We start from the raw sequence: 16671 nt of genomic DNA on the forward strand, positions 1-16671 counted from the left end.
CAAAGTTGCGCCCGGTCGGGAGCGGGCGGGGGCAGGATGCACGGGGGGAGGATCACGGTCGGCGGCGTCGTCTTTCCGGCGCTCGCGCTTGGACTGGCGGGCGTATTCAAGGCTGCGGAAACGTGGATCGTGAACATGGACCCCGCCGTCGCCGTCGCCCCGCCGATACTCGCCGGCGCCATGCTGATCGGCGCGGTTTTCGCAACCTTGCAACATGCGGAGATTGTCGGGTCGAAGATTGGAGAGCCGCTCGGCACGCTGGTCCTCACGATTTGCGTGACGGTCATCGAAGTCGCGATCATGGCCTCCATGATCTCGCATGGTTCGGACGACCCGACCGAAGCGCGGGAGGCGGTGTTTTCCGCCATCATGATCGTCTGCAACGGGCTCGTCGGCCTGTGCCTGCTGCTCGGCGGGTTCCGGCACGGCGAGCAGGAGCTCCAGCCGATGGGCGCGAGCGCCTATCTCGCCGTACTCATCGCCTTGTCGATCCTCACCCTGATTTTGCCGAACTACACGACGTCTACGCGGGGCTCGATGCTGTCTCAGGCGCAACTGGGCTTCGTCAGCGTGCTTTCAATGCTCCTTTACGCTTCGTTTCTCTTCATACAGACCGTGCGGCATCGCTCCTATTTTCTGGACGCTCACGCTGCGGCGCTTGGTCATGGCGAGGGGAAGCCGACGCGTGGCGAAACCTTGTTTTCCGCCGTCGGCCTCGGCGCGAGCCTGCTTGGCGTATCGCTCCTCGCGGAGCGCGTGATCCCCGCGCTCGAGGAGGGGCTGAGATGGACGGGCGTTGAAGAGGTAAACCCGATAACCGGGGCGCTCGTCTCAGCGCTTGTCCTGTTGCCGGAATCTCTCAACTCCATCCGCGCGGCGCGCCGCAACGCGTTGCAGACAAGCCTCAATGGCGCGCTCGGCTCCGTGGTCGCGACGATCGGGCTCACCGTGCCGGCGGTGGCGCTGATGAGCCTCGCGACCGACCGCGAGATCATGTTTGGCCTGAACGAGCGCGATTCGGCCATGCTGCTGCTGACGCTGATGCTATCGGTCGTCAGCTTCGGCGCGGGCCGAACCAATGTCCTTACGGGGCTTGTGCATCTCGTCGTGTTCGCCACATATGTTTTCCTGCTATTCGTGCCCTTGACCTATGGGCGGTGAGCGAGCAATCGATGAGCGAGTCCGATCTTATCTTCTACCATTCCCCGAACACGCGTTCGTCGAGCGTTCTGATCCTGCTTGAGGAGCTCGACGCGCCCTATACGTTGCGCGATGTGAATTTCAAGATCGGCGCCCAGCGCCAGCCCGACTATCTTGCAATCAACCCGCTCAGGAAGGTGCCCGCCATTGTGCACAAGGGGGCGCTGGTCACCGAGCTCGGCGCGGTCTTCATCTATCTCGCCGACGCCTTTGCGCAGAAGAAGCTCGCGCCCGAGATCGGCGATCCGTTGCGAGGACCTTATCTGCGCTGGCTCGTCTTCTACGGTTCGGGTTTCGAACCGGCGATCATGGATCGCTACATGAAGAATGAGCCGCCGAAGCGCATGAGCGCCTATGGCGATTTCGACGGCGTGATGTCGCTCATCGGCAAACAGCTCGCCGTGGGCCCGTACCTTCTGGGCGCGCGGTTCACCGCCGCCGACATTCTTTGGGGAACGGCGCTGCGATGGACCACCGGCTTCCGCCTCGTGCCGGCGACGCCGGAGATTTCAGCCTATATCGAGCGCGTCGGCTCGCGGCCGTCGGTCGCGCGTGTGACCGAGACGGACAAGCAGCTGCTGAAGATTCATGAGGCCGCCGCGGCGACGGGGGAGTGACGCTGAAAATCCGCGCCCCGCTTGCAGCGACGGGGGAGTGACGGGGCAGGGGCGATGCGGCTGCCGCGCTTGCGCGCGCGTCACCACTCGATCGACGCCTGCCCGTGCGCGGTCAGATATTCGTTCGCCTTCGAGAAATGCCTGCACCCGAAAAACCCGTTATGCGCCGAAAGCGGCGAGGGATGCGCGCATTCCAGCACGAGATGCTTCCTGCGGTCGATGCCCGCGCCCTTGCGCCGCGCATAGGAGCCCCAGAGCATGAAGACGATCCCTTCGCGCTCGCGCGACAGCGCATGCACGGCGGCGTCGGTGAATTGCTCCCAGCCCTTGTTCTGATGGGAGCCCGCTTGCGACGCGCGCACGGTGAGCGTCGCGTTCAACAACAGCACGCCCTGTTTCGCCCAGCGCGAGAGATCGGGGTCGCGCGAGACCGGCCGGCCGAGATCGGCCTCGATTTCCTTGAAGATATTTTGCAGCGACGGCGGCGGCGGCACATCGGCGCCCACAGCAAAGCAGAGGCCGTTCGCCTGTCCGGGACCGTGATAAGGGTCCTGTCCGAGAATGACGACCTTCACGCTGTCGAAGGGGCATTCGTCGAAGGCGCGGAAGATTTGCGCCGCCGGCGGATAGATCATGCCGGCGGCGTATTCGTTTCGCACGAATTCCCGAAGCTCAGTGAAATAGGCTTTCTCGAACTCCGTCGCGAGATGCTTTTTCCAGCTTTCGTCGATGCGGACGGGTTTGGTCATAGGGAATGGATGTCTCCTGCGCGGTAAAGTGCAAGCTGCTCCGCCGTTTTGCAACCATGGTCCTGGGCTCGGCGTTTAGGCAATTGGGATCTGGAGGGGTTCATGGCGGAGAAGGCATACAAGACGCATTTCGCGCAAGGGCTGGCCTGGGTATTGCTGTTGGGCGCGGGCCTGTATTTGGCGCCCTATGTCGTCGGCTATGGGATCGCATTGGGAGGCTACGTTCCTTACGGCGTGGTCTGCAACACAAAGGACGATCTGTTTTCCGGCAAGATCGACCTGGACGACTATGCGACCTTTCTGATGAACCGCGGATGCAAATACGACGAGGAAATCAAGCGCCTTCTCGCCGATTATAAGAACGTCGACGCTCAATATGTCAGCGATCTTGTCAGGAACCCGAACCTGAGGGGGCGCTCGGCGGACGAGATTATGGTGACCGACGCCGTGAAAGCGACGGCGCGGAAATTCAAGGCGCCCTTGGGCGGCGGGTGCGGGCCGGCTTCCGACGCAGATTATTGCGGGCTGGCGGGTAATTTCAACGACGACCTGGTCTCCCGCGCCTTTCGCAGCCTGGGCGACGCCTATCTCGGCTTCTTTCTGCCGAGGATGTCAGACTCGATTTTCGAGGGCGCCGCTGCGCTGGTCGATGTCAGCCGAAAGGGCCCCGTTTTCGGAGCCGCGCTCTTTGTCGCTTACGCTCTTGCTCTCCTCATCCTCAGCACGCTCGCGACGAAGGCTGTCGCTTGGATCGCGAAGGACCTGCTTCGCTCCATGTAGCCGCCTCAATCCTGCAACGGCCCCCAGGCCGGATCGCTGGCGTAATTCGGCGTCGCCACCAGCGTCTCGGAACGTCCGAAGACATCCACCATATGGATCTTCGGCCCGCCCGAGCCGCCGCTTTCGCGGAAGAACATCAGGAAGAGACCGTTCGGCGCCCAGGTGGGCCCCTCATTGTGGAAGCCCTCGGTGAGAATGCGCTCGCCCGAGCCGTCGGTCTTCATCACGCCGATGGCGAAGTTGCCGCCATTCTGCTTGGTGAAGGCGATGTAGTCGCCCTTGGGGCTCCAAACGGGCGTCGAGTAGCGGCCGCCGCCGAAGGAGATGCGTTTCGCCTCGCCGCCATGCGCTCCCATGACATAGATCTGCTGCGAGCCGCCGCGGTCGCTTTCGAAGCAGATGCGCGAGCCGTCCGGCGAATAAGACGGCGCCGTGTCGATGGCGCTCGTGTCGGTGAGGCGCGTCGTCGTGCGCGAGCGCAGGTCCATCGTATAGAGATTGGTAGACGATCCCTGCGACAGGGACATGATGATCTTCTGCCCGTCGGGCGAGAAGCGCGGCGAGAAGGTCATGCCGGGGAAATTGCCGACGATCTCACGCTGGCTGTTTTCGATATTCATCAGGAGGACCTTGGGATCGCCGTCGTCGTTGAAGGCCATATAGGTCACGTCGAGCGAGGAAGGCGAAAAGCGCGGCGTGACGACCAGTTCGTCGCCGCGCGTCAGATAGCGGACATTCGCGCCGTCCTGATCCATCATGGCGAGGCGCTTGCGGCGCTTGTCCTTCGGACCGCTTTCGTCGACGAAGACGATGCGCGTGTCGAAGAAGCCCTTTTCGCCCGTTACGCGCGTGAAGACGGCGTCGGAAAGCAGATGCGCGACGCGGCGCATATTGGACGCTTCCGTCACATATTGCTGGCCCGCGACCTGCTCGCCGGTGGTCACGTCGAAGAGGCGGAACTCGGTCTTGAGCCGGCCGTCGCCCGCGCGCGCCGAGCGCCCCGTCAGCACGAATTGCGCATTGACGGCCTTGTAGGCTTCGAGGTCCGGTTGGTCCGGCGAGCCGCCTTCGCCCGCGCTGGCGTCCACAGGATGGAGAAAGACGGAGCGCTTGAAGTTGTTCTGCGTGACGGACGTGATGGTTCGCGCCGCCTCGTCGCCGACGAAGGGCGCGATCGCGATGTTGATCGGCTGAAAGCCGCCGCCCTTGAGGTCGATGATGCGGCCGGCGCGTGCGGGCGCGAAAGGCGTAAGGGCGGCGCCGGCGATGAGTCCGGCGGCGGCGCGGCGGGTGATAAGACGGGTCATGAGCGGTCCGTTATGACTCCCTCTCCCCGCAAAGGGCGTCGAGAGACCCCCGCCTTTCGACGGGCTTTGCGGGGAGAGGGCAGGGGTGAGGGGCTGGCGGCGCGCGCAATGTTCGTCTTGGCGACCCTTGCCCAAAAACTTTCGGTTGTCATTATGGCTCGCCCCTCACCCTAACCCTCTCCCCGCTTGCGGGAAGAGGGGACGCTCACGATCGGTGGTGGCCGGCGTCCTGCTGAAGAGGGCGGCTGCCCGCTCCCTCTCCTGCGCAGCGGGGGAGAGGTGGGGAGGGGACGATTTCCAGCACAAAGCGCACATCAATTCGCATCCTGGAAGCGGATGGTCACTTCGTGCAGCGCTTCCTCGTAATAGGGCATGAACTCCGCCGGAATGCGCATGGGGCTGCAGCGGCGCACGGCTTGCAGCGCCTGCTCGCCGCGCGCCTGCTCCACGGGATTTGCGGAGGGGTTCATCAGGCGCGGGCGGCCCTCCAGCGCGCCTTCGCGCGACAGGTGAAACTCGACGACGGGCGCGAAGGTGGCGCCGCCGAGCGAGAGCGCCGACGCCCAGCAGGGATGGTAATGGTCGTGGATATAGGAGGCGATGCGCGCCTCCATCGAGGCAGACAGCTTCGGGGCAGCGCCTTCGGGCGATCCGATCGAGGCGGTTCGAATTTCCTTGTCGGTCGCGGCGCGACGCTGGGGGGCCTCCTTGCTGAGGAGGTTCGCGATGCTCGCCGCGTCGAATTTCGACTTTGGCGCGCTCTCGTCGCCCGACTTCGGCTTCGAACCCTTCACGCTCTTTCCGGACGCTTCGCCGTCTGCGCTGTTCTCCGCCTTCGCGGACTTGTCCTTTGCGGGCTTTTCTTCGACCTTCTTCGCTTCGAGAAGCTTCGCCACATCGTCGGCTTTCAGGCGCGGTTTATCCGGCTCATGCGATTCAACCTTTGCGTCGGCTTTCTCGGGCTTCTTCTCAGGCTCGGGTTTTTTCTCCGGCTTCGGCGTTTCCTTCGCCTCCTTTTCCGGCTCCCTTTCGGGTTTCGGACGCGCTGGCGGCTTCGGTTTCACCACCTCGGCGTCCTTCAACTCCTCCTGCTCCTTTTCAGGCGCGGCGGCTTTTGGCTTCATGGGAGGCAGGGGCGCGGGCTTCGCTTCGGCCGGTCTCTCGACAGGCTTCGGCGGCTCGGATTTTTTCTCGGCGGGCCGCGTGGGCGGCTCGGGAGCGGGGGGCAGAGCGGCGATGCGTTTGGGCGGGATCGGCTCGGGCTTGTCGTCCGCGCCCGGGTCGGGGAGACGCCGCAAGGGCGGCGGCGGAACGGGAACGTCCTTCTTCGCTTCGGCGAGCGGCGGATGCGGCTTCGCTTCCGCTTCTTTCGCGACTTTGTCGGCGCGATGGGCGGGCTTCGCCACATGCGCCGCCTTCTCGCCCTTCGTCACCTGAGCGACCGGCTCCTCGGTGACGACTTCGACAGGCACAAGCTCTTCGACGTCGTCGAATTTCTTCGCATCCGAGAACAAGACGAGCGCCGCCACCAGCAGGCCCGCATGGGCCGCGGAGGAAATGACAACGCCAGGCTCGGAGCGCGAAACTCTCATCGGAGCCTCACTTCTTCTCCTGCTCCGTCACCAGAGCCACTTTCTTGTATCCCGCCGTGGTGACGAGCGACATCACTTCGGCCACGCGGCCGTAATTCACCGCCTTGGAGCCGCGCACATAGATGCGCTCGTCGAAGCCCTGCTTGGTCGTCTCCTTCAGCTTGTCGAGAAGCTGCGCGACCTCGACGGGCTGGTCCATCAGAAAGATCTGGCCCTTGTCGTCGATGGCGATCGACACGGGCTTCTGGTCGATATTAAGCGCGCCGGCCTTGGTCTGCGGCAGGTCGACGGCGACGCCGGTGGCGAGCAGGGGCGCCGCCACCATGAAGATGATGAGCAGCACCAGCATGACGTCGATGAACGGCGTCATGTTGATCTCGGCCATGGCGCCGTAGCGCGGGACGCCGCGGCGACGGCGGCCGCCCTTACGGCCCGGTGCGGACACGGAGGCGCCCATGGATCAGGCCGCCCGGTCGCGGTTGGCCGCGTGCTGGTCGATCTGGCGCGAGAGAATGGCGGAGAACTCGTCCGCGAAACTCTCCATGCGCGCCTGCGCCCTGGCTACGTCGCCCTGCATCTTGTTGTAGGCGATAAGCGCGGGAATAGCGGCGAAAAGGCCGATGGCGGTGGCGAGCAGCGCTTCCGCAATGCCCGGCGCCACGACCGCGAGCGAGGTGTTCTTTGAAGCCGCAATCGAGCGGAAGGAGGTCATGATGCCCCAGACCGTGCCGAAGAGGCCGACGAAGGGGCCGGCCGAGGCGACGGTCGCGAGCACGAGCAGATTCGATTCGAGCTTCTCGACCTCGCGGGCGATGGAAACGTCGAGCACCTTTTCGATGCGCGCCTGCAGACCCATGAAGCTCGCCGAGGCGCCGCTTTGGAAGGAGCGCTTCCATTCCTTCATCGCCGCGACGAAGAGCGTCGCCATGCCCGAGGTTGGGCGCTCGGAGAGCTTGGCGTAAAGCTCCTCCAGCGAATTGCCGGACCAGAAGCTTTCTTCGAAACGGTCCATGGCGCGGCGGATGCGGGCGAAAAGCAGCGTCTTGTCGATAATGATCGCCCAGCACCAGACCGAGGCGAGCAGGAGGCCCACCATTACGATCTTCACGACGATATGCGCGCCCCAGAACATGCTCCAGACGGTGATGTCGGCGGCGGGAACGGCGCCGGCGGCGGTCGCGGCGATTTCGGTCGGATTCATGATTTGTCCTTGAAGCGGAGTTGCGCGCGCACTTCAGAAAAAGCGACGCCCCTTATTCCCCGCAATTTCGCCCTTTCTGGGGCTGCGGGTGCGCCGCACAATGATACTTATCCGGGAATCGTTAACAAGCGGTAAGGGTTAAGGATTGGTGAGGAAGGGCGCCTTTTCCCGCGCGAGGCCGGCGGCGTCACGCGGCTGTCACAGCGTTTCCCGATTGTTTCGCTCAATTTCAACCTCACCCGAAGTCCCGCCATGAACCGCCGCACCTTCGCCGCCGCCGTCGTCGCCGTCGCCGTCGCTCTCTCGGCGGGGGCTGGCTTCTCGCTGGATCTCGAGCTCTCGCCCTACAAGCCGGTCCGGGCGCTCTCGGGCCATCTGAAATCGGTGGGCTCCGACACGATGCTTCATGAAATGGAGCTGTGGGCCGAGGGCTTCAAAGCCTTTTATTCGGGCGTGAAGATCGAGATTGAAGGCAAGGGCTCGAACACGGCGCCGCCCGCGCTGCTCTCTGGCGAGGCGCAGCTCGGGCCGATGTCGCGGCAAATGACGCCGGACGAGATCGCGGCATTCGAGACGAAATACGGCTACAAGCCGACCGCCGTCCTCGTCGCCGTGGACGCGCTGGCGATCTATGTTCACAAGGACAATCCCGTCCAATGCCTCACCATGGAGCAGCTCGACCGCATTTTCGCGGAAAATCCGAAGAGCGCCGGCGGCAAGAGCGCCCATACATGGGGCGAGGTCGGCGTGACGGGCGAATGGGCCGCGAAGCCGATCGCGATGTTCGGCCGCAACACGCTTTCGGGCACCAACAAGTTCTTCAAGCTGAACGTGCTCGGCGGCGGCGACTTCAAGGACGCCGTGCGGCAGCAGGCGGGGTCGGAAGCCGTGGTGAAGGCCGTGGCGGCCGATCCGGGCGCGATCGGCTATTCCGGCATCGGCTACAAGACGGACGACGTGCGCGCCGTGCCGGTGGCCGCGAGCTTTGGCAAGACGTGCTACGACGCCTCGTTCGAAAATACCTACACGCGCAAATATCCGCTCGCGCGCGGCCTATACGTATATATCCTCAAGGACCCGAAGACGCCGATGGACACGCTCTCCGGCGAATTCGTGAAATACGTCCTGTCGAAGGACGGCCAGACGCAGGCGAAGAAGGGCGGCTATTATCCGATCACCCGCAATATCCGCGAGCACGAGCTGGCGCGCCTCGGGTTGATCGCCTTGGCGGAGTAAAGCCCGCTCCGCCGTGGCTGGCGGGGCTTCAGCCAGCCAGTGACGCCGCGTGCGCGCGCAGGAACTTGTCGCGCACGTCCGGCGGCAGGCGCTTGGCGCGGCCCGCTTCGACGCAGACGACCTTCACCGTCGCCGTCACCAGCGTCTCGTCGCCGCGCAAGACGCGCTGGTCGAGCCTCAGCGAGGCGCCGCCGAGCTCCAGGACGCGGGTTTCGACGCTCAGCAGATCATCCATCGCCGCCGGCCGGATGAAGTCGAGCTGCATGGCGCGCACGACGAAAAAGGTCGGCGCTCCCGCCGCGCCTTCAAGCAACGGCCGCTGATCGAGCCCGAGCGACCGCAACAATTCCGTGCGCCCGCGTTCCATGAAGCGGACATAAGAGGTGTGGTAGACGAGGCCAGAGGCGTCCGTGTCCTCCCAATAGACGCGGACGGATAAAGTGTGCGCGGCGGTCATGCAGGCTCTCGCTCGATTTGCGACATGCGCTTTAGCGCATCTCTAGCCATATGCCCGGGCCGCCATCCCAATTGCAATAAGTCGCCAAGCAGCGGGCGCCCGGCTCATTCGAGCCGGATTTCCGCGCGGAGACACAAATTTGGATCAGGCGCGCGCAGGCGTCGGGCTTCCGGATCGCTCGCCCCGGCGGGACCGCTCTGGAAGGCTGCGCCGAAGGCGCCGCCACGCGAGAACGACCGCGCTCGACGCAAGGATTAATCCCAGTCCCGCCCAGGTCACGATCCAGACGCGGCGGGCGACCGGCGCATGCTGGAACCAGCCGAAATCCCAGTGATGCACGGCAACGTAAAGCCAGCGATAGAGACGCCGGCTGTTGTCGACCCTGAGCAATAGCCGCCCGTCCTGGGGATCGAGATAGACGGACGTCTTTCCCGCGTCGGCGAAATCAACCCGCAAAGCCGGCAAGGGCCGTTCGGCGCGACCGCCTTCATGGCCGGCAAAATAGTAGGCGTCGTAATCGGCGAGGGTCTCGACCGATGAGACCTGCTTGTCCCCGGCGAGGCGTTTAGCGGCGGCGATAAGTGCGGCGTCGACAATCTTTTCCTGTCCCCCCGCTACATTGACGGGCGCGCGCCGACCGTCTTTTGCATAGGAGAGGAGCACGGCCTCGCCGCCGAGCCGGCTCCAGCGCAATTCGACGATTTCCATTCCGAGCCCGGCCGCGGAGGCGGGGCGCCAATCCGTGACGACCTTGGGCGCATCTGGGCCGCGATAGCGGGCCAGTTCCTGCCGGCTCGGGGCGGCGGAAGAGAAAATCTGTCCGGGGTTCGTGGAAAGGAAACCGCTCCCGGCCCAGACAAGCGCGAAGGCGCCGCCAATGAGGCCGGCCCAGAAATGATATTTGAGCCAGGTCTCGCGGTAGGGTTGGGTTCGGCCGCGCGCATAGGTCGGGCGGCCGAAAAGCCCGGGCTTCCATTTGAGCCAACCGATGACGAGGCCTGACAACGCGCCGACGAAGGCGAGAAAGCCCGCACAGGTCAGGGCGTCGCGGCGATAGTCGCCGGCGCCCAGCAGATCGAGAGGCCGAAACAGGTGCAGCCAGTTTCCTGCGTAATTCACGGCCCGCGAGAATCAAGTCGCGGCCTGGAGGATCTCGCCGCTCTTTGCCGAGACGACCAGGATCGTGCTGGCCCCGTCGGCGACCGAGACGCGATGGAAGGGCTTGAGGCTCTCCGCATTTCGCAAGCCGGGAGCGGCGTCGACGGTGTCGATATAGGCGACCGCAGGGACGTGACCATCGACCGCAAGCCAGGCATGAGCGAGGCGCAGCGCGTCTTCCGGGGAAAAGCTCTTCACGCCGCCGTCCAGGGCCGAAATGGCGATCCGCCGGCCCGCGTCGGTTTCAACCAGCCAGTAGGGTTGATCCAAGCGCCGGACGAGCCGCGCTTCGGCGACGACGTCTCCGCCCCCGCCGGACTGTTTGACCTGCGCTGCGGCGCTCCTCTCCAGCGCCTCGCCCAGCGACATCCAGGACGGTTCGGGAAGCAGGCTTTGGGTGCGCTCCAATTGTCTTTCGCGCGAGGCGCCTAGACTGCCGCTATTCGCGATGACGAGCCCAGAGGCGAACCAGCCCAGCATGAAGACCGCAAGGACGACGCCGATCCAGCGGTGCAAGAAGAGAAGCTGCGGCATTTTACATCCGATATTGATATCGAGAGTCCCTCGCCTCAAAGGAGACGGCGGCTGTGGAGCTCGCTGAGACATGGCGTCGGGCGGGGAAAGGCCGCGCCAGAGGCGATGGTTTATTCCTACTGTAACAATAGGAAATAGGTCAACCGCAAACTTTGCGCTCCAACGCCGAAAAGCCCGCCGTGCGGTGGGGCGTTAGTCTTCCTCCTCGAACAATCCGAACTGTCCGGCGGGCCGCGCCGGCTCCGCCAATCCCAAATGGCGGAAGGCGTGGGGCGTCAGAAGGCGGCCGCGCGGCGTGCGCTGGAGGAAACCCTGCTGCAAAAGGTATGGCTCGATAATGTCCTCGATGGCGTCGCGGGGCTCGGAGAGGGCGGCGGCGATCGTCTCGATGCCCACCGGCCCGCCGCCGAAATTCACCGCGACCATGTAGAGATAGCGGCGGTCCATGATGTCGAGGCCGATGGAGTCGACCTCGAGCAGGGAGAGCGATTTGTCCGCGAGGCCGCGCGTGATCGTCGCGACGCCTTCCACCACCGCGAAATCGCGCACGCGGCGCAGAAGGCGGCCCGCAATGCGCGGAGTGCCGCGCGCGCGCCGCGCGATCTCGCGCGCGCCCTCGTCATTCATGCCGACGCCGAGCACGCGCGCGCCGCGCTTGACGATCAGCTCCAATTCCTCGGGCGTATAGAAATTCAGCCGCACCGGAATGCCGAAACGGTCGCGCAGAGGAGTCGTTAGCAGGCCGGCGCGCGTCGTCGCGCCGACGAGCGTGAATTTGGCGAGATCGATCTTCACCGAGCGCGCAGCCGGGCCTTCGCCAATGATAAGATCGAGCTGGAAGTCCTCCATGGCGGGATAGAGGATTTCCTCCACGGCCGGGTTCAGCCGATGGATTTCATCGATGAACAGAACGTCGCGCGGCTCCAGATTGGTGAGCTGAGCGGCGAGATCGCCCGCCTTGGCGATGACGGGGCCCGAAGTCGAACGGAAATTAACGCCGAGCTCGCGCGCGACGATCTGAGCCAGCGTCGTCTTGCCGAGACCCGGCGGGCCGACGAGCAGCACGTGGTCGAGCGCGTCGCCCCGGGTCTTGGCCGCCTCGATGAACACCTTGAGATTCGCGCGCGCCGCCTCCTGGCCGGTGAAATCGGCGAGGGTGAGCGGCCGCAGGCTCGAATCCGTGTCGTCGTCGCGCTGTTCGGGGCTCACGAGCCGCCGGGGAGGGGTGGTCAAGGATCGCTCCAATGCGCCGGCGCGCGCGCTATGCTATTCTTTCGCCAAACGGAGCCGCGCCGTGAATCGCCCGTCCTCGCAATATGAGTATATGTCCCTCGACGATTTCGAGGAACTTCCGCCCGACAAGCGCGCCGACGAGAAATGGGAGCTGATCGGCGGCTGGGTCGTGCGCATGATGGTGGGCGTGCGGCGGGAGCAAAATTACATCATTCAGAACCTCGCGACCGCGCTTCGGGAAAGTTCCGCGCCAAAGGCTCGCCACGCCGAACATTGACCGGGTCTTTTCGATTGCGGGACAAGCGGACCGAATCCTCAACCCTTCCGGAGGTTATTGTTCATTGCCGGCCGCTGGAGCCCGGCGCTTCCGTGGCTCGCGAGCGGACGGCGGCCTGTCGCTTCCGTTCGCCGACTGCCTCAGCCTCGCCGCCCGAACCAGCGGTTCACCCTGGCGCAATAGGCCGCGAAAGCCTCGCTATGTTTCGCGCGCAAAGCGGCCTCCTCATGGGGCACGATGAGCCGGTCCATGCCCCACCAATGGCCGTAGAGCAGCGTGGGCGCCGCAAGCAAAGCGAGACAGCGATAGGGGTGGCCGCTGAGGCCGAGGCCGACTAAGCCGAGCGACCAGCACAGGCTCTGGAAAAGCGACATCACATAGACCGGATTGCGCGAGAAGGCGTACACGCCGCTCGTCACCAGCGTCTCGGAGCCGACGAATTCCCTGGCGTCGCCGCCGCTCTTCTCAAGATAGACGACGAGCAGGATTTTCAACACGAAGAACAGGATCCAACCCAACCCGGCCGCGATCAGCGCCCCGGCGCCGCCTTCCGTCGGGCCGGCGAGGCCGAGCAGAATGAGGGTCGTCGCCGCATAAGAGGCGGAGGCGGCGAAGTCGACGAGAAAAATCCTCGAAAATTGAAGGTCCTGTCGGACACGGCGCGCGACGAACGCCAATATGGAAGAGGGCTTGTTGTACGTGGACAAGCTCATTTTCGAAACCCCGCAGAGGCTTTGGCGCAGCGAAGCTTAGCGCGAGGGAGTTAAGCATGTGGAAGCGGCGGGCCGGGTTTTCGGCGCTTTACGCCTTCGCCAGCTCCTTGAGCCCCTGCCGGATCAGCGCCCCGGTCTCGGCGCCGTCGCCCAGCGCCTTCAGACTGGCCGCGACGGCCGCCGCCGCCTGCGGGCGGCCATAGCCTAGATTGACCAGCGCGGAAATCGCGTCGCGGACGGAGGAGGGGGCGTTCGCCTCGGCGTCTTCCCCCGCGAGCTTCGCGACGACCGGATCGACCGGGCCGAAAGCGGGGGCTTTGTCCTTCAGCTCCGCGACGATTCGGGCTGCGAGCTTCGGCCCGACGCCGGGCGCCCGCGCCACCATCGCCTTGTCCTGGGTCGCGATGGCGGAGCCGAGTTCGCCGCCCGACAGGATGGAAAGGATGCCGAGCGCCACCTTCGAGCCGACTCCCTGCACCGTTTGCAACAGGCGGAACCAGTCCCGCTCGCTTTCGCTCGAAAAGCCGAAAAGCTTGATCGAGTCTTCGCGTACCTGGGTTTCGATGGCGAGCGTCGCCGCCTCGCCGGGGCGGGGCAGTTTCTGCAGCGTGCGGCTGGAGCAATGCACGACATAGCCGACGCCGTTAACGTCCAAGATGACGAAATCCTCTCCATAGCTGTCGATGAGGCCCTTGAGCTTCCCGATCATGGCGCGCACCGCATGACCGCCGCGCTCCGGGTTCCGTCTGGCCGGAGGATCTGCAGGCCGGCGGCGTCGAGGACGAGGGCGAAGCTCGTCTTGTGCGGCTTGGGCGAGTTTTTTTCGACAGAGGCGGCGACGGCGGGGGTGGCGGCGAGGCTCAGGAAGAGGAAGGAACGCGTCACGCCAGCGCCCCCTTCAGCGCCCGCGCGCCGCGATGCTGGGCGTGGCAGATAGCGACGGCCAGCGCGTCGGCGGCGTCGGCGCTCGCCGCCTCACTCGTGGGCAGCAGCACGCGAACCATCATCTGCACCTGCGCTTTTTCCGCGTGGCCGGCGCCGACGACGGTTTTCTTGACGAGGTTCGCCGCATATTCCGCGATTTCAAGTCCGGCGAGCGCGGGCGCCATCAGCGCGACGCCGCGCGCCTGCCCAAGCTTCAGCGTTGATTGCGGGTCACGGTTGACGAAGGTCTCCTCCACCGCCGCCTCGTCTGGCCGATAGTCGCCGATGACCTGCATGAGGCCCTCATGGAGTTGCCGCAGCCGGTTGCCCATATCGAGCGCGCCGTCGGACTTCACGCGCCCGCAGGCGACGAAGGAGAGGCGCGAGCCCTGGGTCTCGATCACGCCCCAGCCCGTGTTTCTGAGGCCGGGGTCGATGCCGAGGATGCGAATCGGTGGGGCGGACATGCCGCAGGTTAGGCGCAGCCGGGGCGGCGAAGCTAGATCATCGCGCCCGCGTTTGGGCAGAATCGCCTGAACGCAGGCGATGCAATCGATTTCCAGAGATTAGAGCCCGCTTCATGCGAAAAGTCGGTTGCCCGTTTTTTCGCGCGCCGCGCTTCCGCGCCGCCCGGCCGCCCGACCGGAGCGAGACTCAAATCTGATCCCGTGGAGCGACATTGTCACGGACGCGTGGGCGGTCCGGGTCCGATATCCGGTCCTATCCAGTCAAGGAGGACGAGCGCCATGAATTATCGGCTTGCGATTGTCGTTCTGGGAGTCGTGCTGTTTGTCGCTGCAATGGTTCCCTATGCTTACAAGCCGCGATGCGCGAATCCCGAATGCACGCCCACGGCCCCTTATTAGACAGGGTGGCGAGGATGGCCGGGGCTCACGCCTCGGCTTTCCCCAAGGCGTCGACCACGGCGTCAAACGCCAGCATGGTCGACCCATGCCGGGCCTTGTAGTCGCGCACGGGCTCCAGTACGGCGAGGTCGGCCCATTTGCCTCCGGGCGGGGGGCCGTTTTCCTTCAGCATCCTGCGCAGCGCTTCGCGGGCGTCGCGCAGCTCCTCCGGCGTCGAGCCGATGACATTGCGCGCCATGATCGAGGCGGAAGCCTGACCCAGCGCGCAGGCTTTCAGCTCATGCGCGTAATCAGTGACTTTACCATCCCGCAGGTTGAGATCGACCGTGATGGTCGAGCCGCAGAGCTTGGAATAGCTTTTGGCTGTCGCATCCGGGTTCTCCAGCCGGCCAAGACGGGGGATGTTCCCGGCCAGTTCCAGGATTCGGGCGTTGTAGACCTTGTCGAGCATCGTAAAGCGCGGGCTCTGGCGCGGGGCTTACCTTCGCTCCCGCTCCACTCTATATAGCTAGCCGAGGAGCGTGGCGAAAGCGCTCCCGGCGCAACGCCGAGGCGCCGCAGTTTTTGCATCGACTCAGGCGAAGTCTCGAATTCTCGCGGTTTCTCAGTCAGAAGGGCGAAATTTGAGGTTAAGTCCCATGCGTCTTGCCCGCATGGGAGTTGTGCGTTGCTGATCTTGCGACGCGATTGTTGGAGGCGCCACATGGATGACGTGGTTAAGACCTTTTCCGTTCGCCCTGGTTTCGAAGACGACCGCGACGATACAGTGAGCGCTTCCGGACCCGCCGCCGCCCGACCCGACGAAACGACGGACGATGCGGCGCGAGCGTCGCTTGAACGTCCCAGCCGCGAGGAGGCCGAGGCGGCCGTCCGCACCCTGCTGCGCTGGGCTGGTGACGATCCGGATCGCGAGGGCCTGCGCGAGACGCCGCGCCGGGTCGTGAAAGCCTATGAGGAATTTTTCAAGGGCTACGATGAGAGCCCGGACGAGGTGCTGTCGCGCGTCTTCGAAGAGGTCGAGGGCTATAACGACCTGGTGCTCGTGCGCGACATCCCCTTCACCTCGCATTGCGAGCATCATGTCGTCCCCTTCGTCGGCAAGGCGCATATCGCCTATTATCCGACAGGCGGCGTCGTGGGCCTTTCCAAGCTCGCGAGACTCGTGGACGTCTTCGCGAAGCGTCTGCAGACGCAGGAGGCGATGACGGCCCAGATCGCGGACGCGATCGAGAGCCATCTCAATCCGCGCGGCGTCGCGGTGCTGATCGAGGCCGAGCATATGTGCATGTCGATGCGCGGCGTGCTGAAGCAGGGCTCGTCCACCGTCACCGTGCAGTTCTCGGGCGTCTTCCGGGACGATCCGAAGCAGCAGGCGCATTTCTACACGCTGCTGCGCGGCGCGCGCTGATGGCGGGCGCCAGGGAGCTGGAGGAGGGGGCCGAGTTCACCCCCCGCTTCGACGCGAACGGCCTCATCGTCTGCGTGACGGTCGAGGCCGCGACGCGCGAGATTCTGATGGTCGCCTATATGAACCAGCTCGCGCTCGACAAGACGATAGAAACAGGCGTTGCGCATTACTGGTCGCGCTCGCGCAACGCGCTCTGGCGCAAGGGCGACACCTCCGGGCAGGTGCAGCGCGTGATCTCGCTTTCGGTCGATTGCGATCAGGACGCAATCCAACTGGTTGTCGAGGCGGGCGGCGACGGCAAGGCCTGCCATACGGGCCGCAAATCGTGCTTCTACCGCAAACTCGTGACCGAAGGCGACGCGCGACGGCTTGTTTTCGGGGCGTGACGCCGCCGCGTGCGTCCGCGCACAGCGACGGCG

21 protein-coding genes are annotated in these 16671 nt (G+C 64.8%); 7 read left to right on the forward strand and 14 right to left on the reverse strand.

Annotation, left to right across the window (positions count from 1 at the left end):
* Nucleotides 1-36: 36 nt before the first annotated feature.
* Together ACNHKD_RS10555 and ACNHKD_RS10560 are read left to right on the forward strand one after the other, a co-directional pair.
* Nucleotides 37-1161, forward strand: coding sequence for a calcium:proton antiporter (locus tag ACNHKD_RS10555; protein WP_442753443.1), 1125 nt, complete (start codon nucleotides 37-39; stop codon nucleotides 1159-1161).
* A gap of 11 nt (nucleotides 1162-1172) precedes the next feature.
* Nucleotides 1173-1817 carry a glutathione S-transferase family protein gene (locus ACNHKD_RS10560; protein ID WP_442753444.1) on the forward strand — a complete coding sequence of 215 codons (645 nt, stop codon included), beginning with the start codon at nucleotides 1173-1175 and terminating at the stop codon, nucleotides 1815-1817.
* An 80-nt stretch (nucleotides 1818-1897) separates the two neighbouring features.
* On the opposite strand, the gene ung is transcribed toward ACNHKD_RS10560, so the two are convergent.
* Nucleotides 1898-2566 (reverse strand): uracil-DNA glycosylase, encoded by a 669-nt coding sequence (gene ung / locus ACNHKD_RS10565; RefSeq protein WP_442753445.1) that lies wholly within the window; start codon nucleotides 2564-2566, stop codon nucleotides 1898-1900.
* Between the two features lie 102 nt (nucleotides 2567-2668).
* Here ung and ACNHKD_RS10570 point away from each other — a divergent pair, with 102 nt between their 5' ends.
* Nucleotides 2669-3346 (forward strand): hypothetical protein, encoded by a 678-nt coding sequence (locus tag ACNHKD_RS10570; RefSeq protein WP_442753446.1) that lies wholly within the window; start codon nucleotides 2669-2671, stop codon nucleotides 3344-3346.
* A 5-nt stretch (nucleotides 3347-3351) separates the two neighbouring features.
* On the opposite strand, the gene tolB is transcribed toward ACNHKD_RS10570, so the two are convergent.
* The 4 genes from tolB to tolQ all read right to left on the reverse strand — a co-directional run bounded on the left by tolB (nucleotide 3352) and on the right by tolQ (nucleotide 7446).
* Nucleotides 3352-4653: a Tol-Pal system beta propeller repeat protein TolB gene (gene tolB / locus ACNHKD_RS10575; protein WP_442753447.1), complete on the reverse strand. Its 1302-nt coding sequence runs from the start codon at nucleotides 4651-4653 to the stop codon at nucleotides 3352-3354.
* 314 nt (nucleotides 4654-4967) lie between these two features.
* Nucleotides 4968-6245: a cell envelope biogenesis protein TolA gene (locus tag ACNHKD_RS10580; protein ID WP_442753448.1), complete on the reverse strand. Its 1278-nt coding sequence runs from the start codon at nucleotides 6243-6245 to the stop codon at nucleotides 4968-4970.
* A 7-nt stretch (nucleotides 6246-6252) separates the two neighbouring features.
* Nucleotides 6253-6702 (reverse strand): ExbD/TolR family protein, encoded by a 450-nt coding sequence (locus ACNHKD_RS10585; protein WP_442753449.1) that lies wholly within the window; start codon nucleotides 6700-6702, stop codon nucleotides 6253-6255.
* A 3-nt stretch (nucleotides 6703-6705) separates the two neighbouring features.
* Nucleotides 6706-7446 (reverse strand): protein TolQ, encoded by a 741-nt coding sequence (tolQ, locus tag ACNHKD_RS10590; RefSeq protein WP_442753450.1) that lies wholly within the window; start codon nucleotides 7444-7446, stop codon nucleotides 6706-6708.
* A gap of 252 nt (nucleotides 7447-7698) precedes the next feature.
* Here tolQ and ACNHKD_RS10595 point away from each other — a divergent pair, with 252 nt between their 5' ends.
* Nucleotides 7699-8682, forward strand: a complete 984-nt coding sequence (locus tag ACNHKD_RS10595; RefSeq protein WP_442753451.1) for a PstS family phosphate ABC transporter substrate-binding protein — start codon at nucleotides 7699-7701, stop codon at nucleotides 8680-8682.
* Nucleotides 8683-8710: 28 nt separating this feature from the next.
* On the opposite strand, the gene ybgC is transcribed toward ACNHKD_RS10595, so the two are convergent.
* The 4 genes from ybgC to ruvB form a co-directional block, all read right to left on the reverse strand.
* Nucleotides 8711-9139: a tol-pal system-associated acyl-CoA thioesterase gene (ybgC, locus tag ACNHKD_RS10600; protein WP_442753452.1), complete on the reverse strand. Its 429-nt coding sequence runs from the start codon at nucleotides 9137-9139 to the stop codon at nucleotides 8711-8713.
* 144 nt (nucleotides 9140-9283) lie between these two features.
* Entirely contained in the window at nucleotides 9284-10258 is a 975-nt protein-coding gene (locus tag ACNHKD_RS10605; protein WP_442753453.1) for a hypothetical protein, read from the reverse strand.
* Between the two features lie 12 nt (nucleotides 10259-10270).
* Nucleotides 10271-10831 carry a hypothetical protein gene (locus ACNHKD_RS10610; protein ID WP_442753454.1) on the reverse strand — a complete coding sequence of 187 codons (561 nt, stop codon included), beginning with the start codon at nucleotides 10829-10831 and terminating at the stop codon, nucleotides 10271-10273.
* A gap of 192 nt (nucleotides 10832-11023) precedes the next feature.
* Nucleotides 11024-12064: a Holliday junction branch migration DNA helicase RuvB gene (gene ruvB / locus ACNHKD_RS10615; protein WP_442753455.1), complete on the reverse strand. Its 1041-nt coding sequence runs from the start codon at nucleotides 12062-12064 to the stop codon at nucleotides 11024-11026.
* A 61-nt stretch (nucleotides 12065-12125) separates the two neighbouring features.
* Here ruvB and ACNHKD_RS10620 point away from each other — a divergent pair, with 61 nt between their 5' ends.
* Complete coding sequence (locus ACNHKD_RS10620; protein WP_442753456.1) at nucleotides 12126-12341, forward strand: hypothetical protein; 216 nt, start codon at nucleotides 12126-12128, stop codon at nucleotides 12339-12341.
* Nucleotides 12342-12481: 140 nt separating this feature from the next.
* Here ACNHKD_RS10620 and ACNHKD_RS10625 read toward each other — a convergent pair whose 3' ends face one another.
* The 5 genes from ACNHKD_RS10625 to ACNHKD_RS10645 form a co-directional block, all read right to left on the reverse strand.
* Entirely contained in the window at nucleotides 12482-13054 is a 573-nt protein-coding gene (locus ACNHKD_RS10625; protein WP_442753457.1) for a methyltransferase family protein, read from the reverse strand.
* An 88-nt stretch (nucleotides 13055-13142) separates the two neighbouring features.
* Nucleotides 13143-13763 carry a Holliday junction branch migration protein RuvA gene (gene ruvA / locus ACNHKD_RS10630; RefSeq protein WP_442753458.1) on the reverse strand — a complete coding sequence of 207 codons (621 nt, stop codon included), beginning with the start codon at nucleotides 13761-13763 and terminating at the stop codon, nucleotides 13143-13145.
* A complete protein-coding gene (locus ACNHKD_RS10635) occupies nucleotides 13760-13939 on the reverse strand; it encodes a hypothetical protein (RefSeq protein ID WP_442753459.1) in 180 nt (59 codons plus the stop codon). Before ACNHKD_RS10635 ends, ruvA begins: the two co-directional genes overlap by 4 nt.
* Nucleotides 13936-14445, reverse strand: a complete 510-nt coding sequence (ruvC, locus tag ACNHKD_RS10640; RefSeq protein WP_442753460.1) for a crossover junction endodeoxyribonuclease RuvC — start codon at nucleotides 14443-14445, stop codon at nucleotides 13936-13938. The genes ACNHKD_RS10635 and ruvC overlap by 4 nt, the downstream gene beginning before the upstream one ends.
* A gap of 424 nt (nucleotides 14446-14869) precedes the next feature.
* Complete coding sequence (locus tag ACNHKD_RS10645) at nucleotides 14870-15295, reverse strand: iron-sulfur cluster assembly scaffold protein (protein WP_442753461.1); 426 nt, start codon at nucleotides 15293-15295, stop codon at nucleotides 14870-14872.
* Nucleotides 15296-15547: 252 nt separating this feature from the next.
* Between ACNHKD_RS10645 and folE the strand changes: the two genes are divergently transcribed.
* Together folE and hisI are read left to right on the forward strand one after the other, a co-directional pair.
* Nucleotides 15548-16252 (forward strand): GTP cyclohydrolase I FolE, encoded by a 705-nt coding sequence (gene folE, locus ACNHKD_RS10650; protein WP_442753462.1) that lies wholly within the window; start codon nucleotides 15548-15550, stop codon nucleotides 16250-16252.
* A complete protein-coding gene (gene hisI / locus ACNHKD_RS10655) occupies nucleotides 16252-16638 on the forward strand; it encodes a phosphoribosyl-AMP cyclohydrolase (protein ID WP_442753463.1) in 387 nt (128 codons plus the stop codon). The genes folE and hisI overlap by 1 nt, the downstream gene beginning before the upstream one ends.
* Nucleotides 16639-16671: the final 33 nt, after the last annotated feature.

The organism is Methylocystis sp. JAN1, assembly GCF_052186135.1.
Taxonomy (GTDB): domain Bacteria; phylum Pseudomonadota; class Alphaproteobacteria; order Rhizobiales; family Beijerinckiaceae; genus Methylocystis.

What these genes read in the sequence shown, in the direction of transcription:
- ACNHKD_RS10555 (WP_442753443.1), top strand. Translation starts at nt 37, where the DNA reads ATGCACGGGGGGAGGATCACGGTCGGCGGCGTCGTCTTTCCGGCGCTC.
- ACNHKD_RS10560 (WP_442753444.1), top strand. Translation starts at nt 1,173, where the DNA reads ATGAGCGAGTCCGATCTTATCTTCTACCATTCCCCGAACACGCGTTCG.
- ung (WP_442753445.1), bottom strand. Translation starts at nt 2,566, where the DNA reads ATGACCAAACCCGTCCGCATCGACGAAAGCTGGAAAAAGCATCTCGCG.
- ACNHKD_RS10570 (WP_442753446.1), top strand. Translation starts at nt 2,669, where the DNA reads ATGGCGGAGAAGGCATACAAGACGCATTTCGCGCAAGGGCTGGCCTGG.
- tolB (WP_442753447.1), bottom strand. Translation starts at nt 4,653, where the DNA reads ATGACCCGTCTTATCACCCGCCGCGCCGCCGCCGGACTCATCGCCGGC.
- ACNHKD_RS10580 (WP_442753448.1), bottom strand. Translation starts at nt 6,245, where the DNA reads ATGAGAGTTTCGCGCTCCGAGCCTGGCGTTGTCATTTCCTCCGCGGCC.
- ACNHKD_RS10585 (WP_442753449.1), bottom strand. Translation starts at nt 6,702, where the DNA reads ATGGGCGCCTCCGTGTCCGCACCGGGCCGTAAGGGCGGCCGCCGTCGC.
- tolQ (WP_442753450.1), bottom strand. Translation starts at nt 7,446, where the DNA reads ATGAATCCGACCGAAATCGCCGCGACCGCCGCCGGCGCCGTTCCCGCC.
- ACNHKD_RS10595 (WP_442753451.1), top strand. Translation starts at nt 7,699, where the DNA reads ATGAACCGCCGCACCTTCGCCGCCGCCGTCGTCGCCGTCGCCGTCGCT.
- ybgC (WP_442753452.1), bottom strand. Translation starts at nt 9,139, where the DNA reads ATGACCGCCGCGCACACTTTATCCGTCCGCGTCTATTGGGAGGACACG.
- ACNHKD_RS10610 (WP_442753454.1), bottom strand. Translation starts at nt 10,831, where the DNA reads ATGCCGCAGCTTCTCTTCTTGCACCGCTGGATCGGCGTCGTCCTTGCG.
- ACNHKD_RS10625 (WP_442753457.1), bottom strand. Translation starts at nt 13,054, where the DNA reads ATGAGCTTGTCCACGTACAACAAGCCCTCTTCCATATTGGCGTTCGTC.
- ruvA (WP_442753458.1), bottom strand. Translation starts at nt 13,763, where the DNA reads ATGATCGGGAAGCTCAAGGGCCTCATCGACAGCTATGGAGAGGATTTC.
- ruvC (WP_442753460.1), bottom strand. Translation starts at nt 14,445, where the DNA reads ATGTCCGCCCCACCGATTCGCATCCTCGGCATCGACCCCGGCCTCAGA.
- ACNHKD_RS10645 (WP_442753461.1), bottom strand. Translation starts at nt 15,295, where the DNA reads ATGCTCGACAAGGTCTACAACGCCCGAATCCTGGAACTGGCCGGGAAC.
- folE (WP_442753462.1), top strand. Translation starts at nt 15,548, where the DNA reads ATGGATGACGTGGTTAAGACCTTTTCCGTTCGCCCTGGTTTCGAAGAC.
- hisI (WP_442753463.1), top strand. Translation starts at nt 16,252, where the DNA reads ATGGCGGGCGCCAGGGAGCTGGAGGAGGGGGCCGAGTTCACCCCCCGC.